Source organism: Streptomyces sp. NPDC040410, from assembly GCF_055595715.1.
Genome location: NZ_JBVIVK010000048.1, coordinates 1 through 10,366, shown reverse-complemented (window position 1 = coordinate 10,366; position 10,366 = coordinate 1). Strand labels below are relative to the sequence as shown.

Here is a 10,366-nt window from a genome sequence, read left to right as displayed (position 1 = left end):
CATTCGCAGGCGGCTGCGGGTGTCGGTGGTGTGATCAAGATGGTCATGGCGATGCGGCACGGCGTGCTGCCGCCGACCCTGCATGTGGACGAGCCGACGCCGCACGTGGACTGGTCGGCGGGCGCGGTACGGCTGCTGACCGAGGCCGTGGAGTGGCCGGTGACCGACGCGCCGCGCCGTGCCGCCGTGTCGTCCTTCGGTATCAGCGGAACCAACGCCCACGTGATCGTCGAGCAGGCTCCCGCTTCGGCGGAGCTGCCGCCCGCGCCCGGCGCCGGCCCGGTCGTGCCGTGGGTGCTGTCGGGCAGGACGGAGGCGGCGCTGCGGGCACAGGCGGAGCGCCTGCTGTCCCTGGCCCCGCACACGGACCTGCACTCGGCCGACATCGGCTTCTCGCTCGCCACCACACGCTCGGCCATGGAACACCGAGCTGCCGTGGTGGGGGAGAACCGGGACGAACTCCTCGAAGGGCTCAGCGTGCTGGCCGCAGGGTCCCCGTCCACCCGGGTCGTCCGGGGTGAACCGGGAACCGGGGGCAAGACCGGGTTCCTGTTCTCGGGTCAGGGCTCGCAGCGGATCGGCATGGGGCGCGAGCTGTACGCGGCTTACCCGGTGTTCGCTGCGGCGTATGACGAGGTGTGCGCGCATCTGGACGCGCCCGTCGACGTAGATGCGGAATCGCTTCATCAGACGGGTTCGACGCAGCCGGCGTTGTTCGCGGTCGGGGTGGCGCTGTTCCGGCTGCTGGAGTCGTGGGGTGTCCGGCCGGACTATGTGGCCGGTCATTCGGTGGGTGAGATCGCGGCTGCGCATGTGGCGGGTGTGTTGTCGCTTGAGGAGGCGGCGAAGCTGGTGTCGGCGCGTGCCGCGTTGATGCAGGCGCTGCCCGCGGGTGGTGCGATGGTGGCGGTCCAGGCGGCCGAGGACGAGGTGCTGCCGCATCTGACCGACAGGGCGGGTATCGCGGCGATCAACGGCCCGCGGTCGGTCGTGGTCTCCGGAGCCGAGGATGCCGTGCTGGAGATCGCCGAGGTCTTCACCCAACAGGGCCGCAAAACCTCCCGGTTGAAGGTCAGTCACGCGTTCCATTCGCCGCTGATGGACCCGATGCTGGAGGCGTTCGCGGACGTCGTTCGCGGTCTGACGTTCAGTGAGCCGCGGATCCCGGTGGTCTCGAACCTCACCGGCCGCCTGGCCGAGACGTACACCCCCGAGTACTGGGTGCGGCACGTCCGCGAGGCGGTGCGCTTCGCCGACGGCATCCAGACCCTGTACGAGCTGGGTGTGACGACCTTCGTCGAGATCGGCCCCGGCGGCGTCCTCAGCGCCCTCGCCCAGGGGTGCCTCGACGGTGACATCGTCACCGTCCCCGTCGTACGGACCGACCGCCCCGAGCCGCAGGCCGTCGTCACCGCGCTCGCCGAGCTGCACGCCCATGGCGTCTCCCCGGACTGGCAGGCGCTCTTCCCGGGCGCCCGGCGTGTCGACCTGCCGACCTACGCCTTCCAGTACGAGCGCTTCTGGCTGGAAGCGCCCGAGGAGTTCACCGGGAGGGCCGCTGCCACCGGACTCGGGCTGGGTGCGGCGGAGCACCCGTTGGCCGGTGTGGCGGTCGCGCTGCCCGGCGCCGGCGGGTTCCTGGTCACCGGGCGGCTGTCGCTCAGGACGCACCCTTGGCTCGCCGACCACACGGTCATGGACAGCGTGCTGCTGCCGGGTACCGCGCTCGTGGAGCTGGCGGTGCGTGCGGGCGACGAGGCCGGCTGCGCACAGGTCGAGGACCTGACGCTGGAAGCACCGCTGGTCATCCCGGACCGCGGCGGTGTGGCCGTGCAGGTGTGGGTCGGGGCCGAGGAGGAGCCGGGCAGGCGCGCGCTGAGCGTGCACTCGCGACTGGAGGACGCCCCGGACGACGCGCCGTGGGTGCGGCACGCGGTCGGCTTCCTGACGGACGCGCTGCCCGAGCCGCCGCACCGCGCGGACCTCGGCGCGTGGCCGCCGGCGGGTGCGGAGGCCGTCGACCTGACCGGGTTCTACGAGGGCCTGGACGGACTCGGCCTGGGCTACGGCCCGGTCTTCCGCGGCCTGCGGTCGGTGTGGCGCAGCGGGGACGACGTCCTCGCCGAGGTCGCCCTCCCCGAGGGCACGGAGGCGGGCGCGTTCGCCGTTCATCCGGCGCTGCTGGACGCGGCGCTCCACGCGATCGGCGCGGGCGGGCTCGTCCCCGTCGTCGACGGGCCGCTGCTGCCCTTCGCCTGGTCCGCGGTGGGTGTGCGTGCCGCGGGGGCGACGGCGCTGCGGGTCAAGGTCTCTCGCACGGGTACGGACGCGGTGTCGCTGACCGTGGCCGACGCCTCGGGCGCACTGGTGGCCACGGCCGGCTCACTGTCGCTGCGGCCGGTGTCGCGTGAGCAACTGCTCGCGGCGGGCGGCTCCGGCAGGCGTGCCGTCGACTCGCTGTTCGGCCTCGCATGGCAGCCCGCGGCCCTCACGGAGACTGACGCTGCCGCCGGCCTCGACGTACGGAGCTACGCGGACCTGGCCGCTCTGTCCGCCGAGCCGGCCCTTCCCGATGTCGCGGTGGTCGCGGTCGTTCCGTGCCCGGCGGGGTCCGGTACGGAGACCGCCGACCGCGTGCACGGCATCGCGAGTGAGGTTCTTGCGTTGGTGCAGTGGTGGTTGGCGGAGGAGCGTGCGGGGTGTTTGGCGTTGGTGACGCGTCCGGGTGATCTGGCTCATGCTGCGGTGTGGGGGCTCGTGCGGTCTGCGCAGTCGGAGAGCCCGGACCGGATCGTGCTGGTGGAGGCCGAGGACACCGACGAGGCGGTCCGTGTGCTGCCCGCCGCGCTCGCTGCCGGTGAGCCGCAGTTCGCGGTCCGCGACGCGGAGGTTTTCGTACCGCGCCTGGTGAAGGCCACCGGGGCAGCCGCCGGCGACCGGCCGGCCCTCGCCGACGGCACCGTCCTCGTGACCGGTGCCTCCGGGTCGCTGGGCGCGCTCGTCGCGCGGCACCTGGTGTCCGAGCACAAGGTGCGCCGGCTCCTGCTGGCGAGCCGCCGGGGCGCGGACGCACCCGGTGTGGCCGAGCTGGGGGCCGAACTGGCCGCATGGGGTGCCGAGGTCACCTGGGCGGCCTGCGACGTCGCGGACAGGGATGCCGTATCCGGAATGCTGGACGGGCTCGGCGAGCATTCGCTGTCGGCCGTCGTGCACACCGCGGGTGTCCTCGACGACGGGGTCGTCGCCTCGGTCACACCGGAGAGGATGAGGGAGGTCTTCCGCCCCAAGGTGGACGCCGTGCTGAACCTGCACGACTGCACCCGGGAAATGGGCCTGACCGCCTTCGTGGTGTTCTCGTCCGTCGCCGGCATGGTCGGCAGCGCCGGTCAGGCGAGCTACGCGGCGGCGAATTCCTTCCTCGACGCCTTCTCGGCGCACCGGCGCCGTGAGGGGCTGCCCGCCACATCGCTGGCATGGGGTGTGTGGGAACAGTCCGGTGCGATGACGGACGGCCTCGCCGAGGCCGACCGGGCGCGGATGGCGCGCAGCGGCGTGCAGCCGCTGCCGCCGCAGGAGGGGCTGCGGCTGTTCGACGCGGCACTGGCTTCGGACGAGGCGGTACTCGCCCCGGTCCGCATCGACACCGGCGCGCTGCGCGCCGGTGAGGCACCGCCGGTGCTGCGCGCCCTCGTGCCGGCCGCGGCCGCCCGGAGGACCGCGCAGACCGCCGCCGCGCCCTCGCTGGCCGAGCGTCTGGAGGGGCTGCCGGAGGCCGAGCGGGAGAAGACCGTGCTGGACCTGGTCCGGGCCGAGGTGGCTGCGGTCCTGGGGCACGCGCCGGACCGTACGGTCCGGCCGGATCACGCCTTCCAGGACTCGGGCTTCGACTCCCTCACGGCCGTCGAACTGCGCAACCGGCTGAACAAGGCCACCGGTCTGCGGCTTCCCGCGACGCTGGTCTTCGACTACCCGACACCCGCTCTCCTGGCCCGTCACGTGCTCACGGAGACGGCGGGGGCGGCCGAACCGGCCCTAGTGGATTCCCTACTTGCCGACCTGGACAGGGTCGAACAAGAATTGGTCACGAAGTTGTCAGAGAGTGAAGCTCGCGACCGGATCCTGTCAAAGCTCCAGACCGTATTGGCGATTGCCAGTGAATTCGGCAAGGCGCCGGCCCAGGAAGGCCCTGGTATGGGCGGCAGCAATCTGGAATCGGCCACGGACGACGAAGTATTCGATCTGCTCGGCAAGGAATTCGGGATTTCCTGACCGCTCCGGCGCGTCCCGGTGACCCCTTGCCGAATTCCGGTAAGTCTTCGCAGGGGTGAGGGACGATTTCGGTGGCGAACGAGGACAAGCTCCGCTATTTCCTGAAGCGAGTCACCGCAGATCTCCAGGAGACCCGGCGGCGCCTTCGTGACTACGAGGACGCCGCCGGGGAGCCGGTGGCCATCATCGGGATGAGCTGCCGCTACCCGGGAGGGGTCGACTCGCCCGAGGACCTGTGGGAGCTGGTCGCAGGCGGCCGCGACGCCGTCTCTGAGTTCCCCGCCGACCGCGGCTGGGACCTGGACGCGCTCTACGACCCGGACCCGGAGTCCCGCGGGACCAGCTACGCCCGCGAGGGCGCGTTCCTGCGCGACCTGGCGCGGTTCGACGCCGGTCTCTTCGGGATCTCGCCCCGCGAGGCGCTCGCCCTGGACCCCCAGCAACGGCTGCTGCTGGAGACGTCGTGGGAGCTCTTCGAGCGGGCCGGTATCGATGCCGCCTCGCTTGCGGGGAGCAGGACCGGCGTGTTCGCCGGCGTGATGAACCACGAGTTCCTCGCCGCCCTCCAGAACTCCCCGGAGGACCTGGAGGGTTACCTGGGGACGGGCACCTCGGGCAGCGTGGCCTCCGGCCGTGTGGCCTACACCTTCGGCCTCGAAGGCCCGGCCGTCACCGTCGACACGGCCTGCTCGTCGTCCCTGGTGGCCCTGCACCTGGCCGTCCAGTCGCTGCGCAACGGCGAGTGCTCGCTGGCCGTGGCGGGCGGCGTCACCGCGATGGTCGGCCCCGCCACCTTCGTCGGCTTCAGCCGCCAGCGCGGACTGGCACCCGACGGCCGCTGCAAGGCGTTCGCGGCCGGTGCCGACGGCACCGGCTGGGGCGAGGGCGCCGGCCTGCTGCTCGTGGAGCGCCTCTCGGACGCCCGCCGCAACGGACACGAGGTCCTCGCGGTCATCCGGGGCTCCGCCGTGAACCAGGACGGCGCGTCCAACGGCCTGACCGCCCCCAACGGCCCCTCCCAGCAGCGGGTGATCCGCCAGGCCCTGGCCGCCGCCCAGCTGACCACCGCACAGGTCGACGCGGTGGAGGCGCACGGCACGGGCACCCGGCTCGGCGACCCGATCGAGGCGCAGGCGCTGCTCGCGACGTACGGGCAGGGCCGTCCCGACGGCAAGCCGCTGTGGCTGGGCTCGATCAAGTCCAACATCGGCCACACCCAGGCCGCGGCCGGTGTGGCGGGCGTCATCAAGATGGTCATGGCCATGCGTCATGGCGAACTGCCGCGCACGTTGCACGTCGACGCGCCGTCCCCGCACGTCGACTGGTCGGCGGGCACCGTACGGCTGCTCACCGAGCGCACGCCCTGGCCGGCGTCGGACCAGCCGCGCCGGGCCGGCATCTCCTCCTTCGGGATCAGCGGCACCAACGCGCACACGATCATCGAGGAAGCCCCGTCGGCCGAAGCGTTCGCACAGGACGACCAGGCCCCGGAAGCGCCGGAGCAAGGCGCGGAGAGTGCCGAGGCCGTCGTCCCGGAGACGGCGCGCCCGGCCGAGGGCGGACCGGTGCCGTGGGTGATCTCCGGCAAGACCGAGGAGGCCCTGCGCGCACAGGCCGAACGCCTGCTGTCCCGCACGGACGCCGAAGTCCCCCCGCCAGACGTGGCGTTCTCGCTCGCCACGACGCGCACGGCCCTGGAGCACCGCGCGGTGGTCCAGGGCGAGACGTCGGCGGAACTCGCCGAGGGGCTGCGGGCCGTGGTCTCCGGCTCCCCGGCCCCGCGCGTCGCGCGCGGCCTCTCCGGCACCGGCGGGCGCGTGGGGTTCCTCTTCTCCGGCCAGGGATCGCAACGCGCGGGCATGGGGCGCGGGCTGTACGCGTCCTACCCGGCGTTCGCCGCCGCGTACGACGAGGTCTGCGAGCACCTCGACGCCGCGGTCGACGTCGACTCGGAAGAACTGCACCGCACCGGCGCCGCCCAGCCCGCACTCCTCGCGGTCGAGGTGGCGCTGTTCCGTCTCCTGGCATCGTGGGGCATCCGGCCGGACTACGTGGCCGGTCACTCGGTCGGCGAGATCGCGGCCGCGCACGTGGCCGGGGTCCTGTCGCTTGATGACGCGGCGAAGCTGGTGTCCGCCCGCGCTCGCCTCATGCAGGCCCTGCCCGCCGGCGGTGCAATGACCGCTGTCCAGGCCACCGAGGACGAAGTCCTTCCGCACCTCACCGACGGCGTCGGCATCGCGGCGGTCAACGGTCCGCGGTCCGTCGTGGTCTCCGGAGCCGAGGACGCGGTCACCGCGATCGCCGAGGTCTTCCGGAAGCAGGGCCGCAAGTCCTCCCGGCTGAAGGTGAGTCACGCGTTCCACTCGCCGCTGATGGACCCCATGCTCGAGGAGTTCGCCCAGGTCGTCCGCGGGCTGACCTTCGAGAAGCCGCACATTCCGGTGGTCTCCAACCTCACCGGCCGCCTGGCCGAGCCGTACACCCCGGAGTACTGGGTCCGGCACGTCCGCGAGGCGGTCCGCTTCGCCGACGGCGTCCGGACTCTGAACGACCTGGGCGTGACGACGTTCGTCGAGATCGGCCCGGGGGGCGTGCTGAGCGCCCTCGCCCAGGGCTGCCTGGACGGCGACGTGGTCACCGTGCCCGCCCTGCGCGCCGACCGCCCCGAGCGGGCCGCACTCGTCGCCGCCGTCTCCGAACTGCACGCGCACGGCGTCTCCCCGGACTGGCACGCCTTCTTCCCCGGCGCCCGCCGCGTCCACCTGCCCACCTACGCCTTCCAGTACGAGCGCTACTGGCTCGACGCCTTACCAGCCACTCCCGGTGACGTCCGCGCCGCCGGCCTGGGCTCGGCCGACCACCCGCTGCTGGGCGCCGCCGTCTCCCTGGCCGGCGGCGACGAGCGGCTGCTGACCGGCCGGCTGTCCCGGCGCACGCACCCGTGGCTGAGCGACCACGCCGTGCTCGGAACCGTGCTGCTGCCGGGCACCGCGTTCGTCGAACTGGCCGTGCGCGCCGCCGACGAAGCCGGCTGCGACTTGCTGGAGGACCTCACGCTCGAAGCGCCGCTGGTGGTGCCCGAGCAGGGCGGCGTCGCGGTTCAGGTGTGGGTCGGCGCGGCCGACGGCACCGGCCGCAGGCCGCTGACGGTGCACTCGCGCCCCGAGGACGACGCCGACCTGCCGTGGCTCCGCCACGCGACCGGCTTGGTCACCGAAGGGTCGGGAGAGGCGGGCGCCTCGGCTGCCGACCGGGCGCTCACGGTGTGGCCGCCGGCGGGCTCCGAGCCTGTCGGCCTCGACGGCTTCTACGACCGGCTGGCCGCCCTCGGCCTGGCCTACGGACCGGCGTTCCGTGGACTGCGGAACGCCTGGCGCGCGGGCGAGGAAGTCTTCGCGGAGGTTGCCCTCCCCGACGGCACGGACACCGGTTCCTTCCTCCTGCACCCGGCTCTCCTGGACGCGGCGCTGCACGCGATCGGCGCGGGCGGTGCGGGCGGCTCGCTCCTTGCCGAGGCGGACGGGCCGCTCCTGCCGTTCGCCTTTTCCGGAGTGTCCGTGCGCGCCATGGGCGCGTCCACCGTACGGGTCAGGCTGGCGCAGGCCGGTACGGACGCGGTGTCCCTGCTGGTGGCCGACGGCGCCGGCGAGCCGGTGGCGTCCGTCGAGTCGCTGACGCTGCGCGCGGTGTCGGCCGAGCAGCTCCGTGAGCGCTCCGGTGACGCGCTGTTCACCGTCGAGCGGGCGCCGCTCCCCCTGCCTTCCGACGACGCGGACGGGACCGCGGTCGCGTACGTCGCGGACATCGCCGCACTGGCTGAGGCCGACGGGTCGTCGCAGCCGGACGTGGTCGTGGTCCCGTGCCCCGACGGCCCGGACGGGGCGACCGAGGCCGAGCGGGTCCGTGCGGTCACCACCGAGGTGCTGGCGCTGGTTCAGCGCTGGTTCGCCGAGGACCGGACGTCGCGCCTCGTGCTGGTGGCGCGCTGTGACGACCTCGCGCACGCCGCGGCGGCCGGACTGGTGCGCTCGGCCCAGGCGGAGAACCCCGGCCGGATCGTGCTGCTCGAAACCGACCGCCCGCACGAGGCGGCCGTGCTCGTGCCCGGCGTCGTGCTGTCCGGCGAGCCCCACGTCGTCGTCCGCGAAGGGGCGGCCGGCGCACCGCGCCTGGCCCGCGCCGCCTCCCCGGCAACGGCGGACGCGGCCACCGGCCCTGCGGACGAAGCGGAATCCGCCCTCGCCGAGGGCGCCGCCTCCCGCCTCGGCACCGTGCTGCTCACCGGCGCCTCCGGCGCGCTGGGCGGAACCCTCGCTCGTCACCTGGTGACCGGACACGGCGTGCGCCGGCTGCTGCTCGTCAGCCGCCGCGGCGCGGACGCCCCGGGCGCCGCGGAGCTGAAAGGCGAACTCGCGGCGCTCGGCGCCGAAGCGACGTGGGCCGCCTGCGACCTCGCCGACCGTGACGCCCTCGCCCGGCTGCTGGCCGCCACCCCGGTCGACTCCGTCGTGCACACCGCCGGCCTGCTCGACGACGGCGTGATCGCCGCGCTGACCCCGGAGCGCGTGGGCGCCGTCCTCGCGCCCAAGGCCGACGCCGTGCTCAACCTGGACGAGCTCACCGGCGAGAGCACGACGTTCGTACTGTTCTCCTCCGCCGCGGGCGTCTTCGGCAACCCCGGCCAGGGCAACTACGCCGCGGCCAACGCCTTCCTCGACGCCTTCGCCCGGTACCGCCGCGCCCAGGGGCGGCCCACGGTCTCGCTGGCGTGGGGCCTGTGGGAGCAGGAGGGCGCCATGGCCGACGCCCTCGACGAGGCGGGCAGGTCGCGGATGGCGCGCTCCGGTGTCCTGCCGCTCTCCACCGAGGACGGCCTGCGGCTGTTCGACGCGGCACTCGCCTCGGACGAGCCCGTGCTCGTACCGGTCCGCCTCGACACCGCCGCCCTGCGGAACCGGGCCGCAGGAACCGTACCGGCCCTGCTGCGCGGACTCGTCCGCGTCTCCATGCGCGGCACCGCCCAGCGCGCCGCCACCGGATCCCTGGCCGAACGCCTCGCCGGGCTGGCCGGCGACGAGCGCGACGAGACCCTCCTGGAACTGGTCCGGGCCGAGGTCGCCGCCGTGCTGGGGCACTCCTCGCCCCGGGCCGTACAGCCCGCGCACACGTTCCAGGACCTGGGCTTCGACTCGCTGACGGCCGTGGAGCTGCGCAACCGGTTGTCCACGGCCGGCGGCCTGCGCCTGCCTGCCACCCTCGTCTTCGACCACCCCACCCCCGCCGCCCTCGCCCGGCACATCGGCACCGAACTCCTCGGCGAGGTCCCGGCCGCCACGCCCGCGACCCCGGCGCGGCAGACCGCGGCCGCCGCCGACGAGCCCATCGCCATTGTCGGCATGAGCTGCCGCCTCCCGGGCGGGGTGCGCTCGCCGGAGGACCTGTGGCGGCTGGTGGCCTCCGGCCGGGACGGCATCTCCCGGTTCCCGGACAACCGCGGCTGGGACGTCGACGGGCTCTACGACCCCGACCCCGAGCGCCTCGGCAAGACCTACGCCCGCGACGGCGGCTTCCTGCACGACGCGGCCGAGTTCGACGCCGGCTTCTTCGGCATCAGCCCCCGCGAGGCCCTGGCGATGGACCCGCAGCAGCGACTGCTGCTGGAGGCGTCCTGGGAGGCGTTCGAAAGCGCCGGGATCGACCCGGCGACGATCCGGGGCAGCAGGACCGGTGTCTTCACCGGCCTGATGTACCACGACTACGGCCAGGGCCCGCGCGAACTGCCCGAGGGCGTCGAGGGCCTGCTCACCACCGGAGGCTCCGGCAGCGTCGCCTCCGGGCGTGTGGCCTACGCCTTCGGCCTTGAGGGCCCCGCCGTCACGATCGACACGGCCTGCTCCTCGTCGCTCGTCGCCCTGCACCTCGCCGTCCAGGCCCTGCGGGGCGGCGAGTGCACGATGGCGCTGGCCGGCGGCGTCACGGTCATGGCCGGCCCGACGGTCTTCGTGGAGTTCAGCAGGCAGCGCGGGCTGTCGCCCGACGGCCGGTGCAAGGCGTTCGCGGCCGGTGCCGACGGCACGGGCTGGGGCGAAGGCGT

2 protein-coding genes are annotated in these 10,366 nt (G+C 73.9%); both read left to right on the top strand.

Annotated elements, in window-relative coordinates:
• Positions 1–4,269 (top strand): type I polyketide synthase (locus tag ACZ562_RS38055; protein WP_471189239.1); only part of this gene is annotated, 4,269 nt, incomplete at its 5' end.
• A gap of 71 nt (positions 4,270–4,340) precedes the next feature.
• On the top strand, positions 4,341–10,366 hold a 6,026-nt coding region (locus ACZ562_RS38050; RefSeq protein WP_471189236.1), incomplete at its 3' end, for a type I polyketide synthase.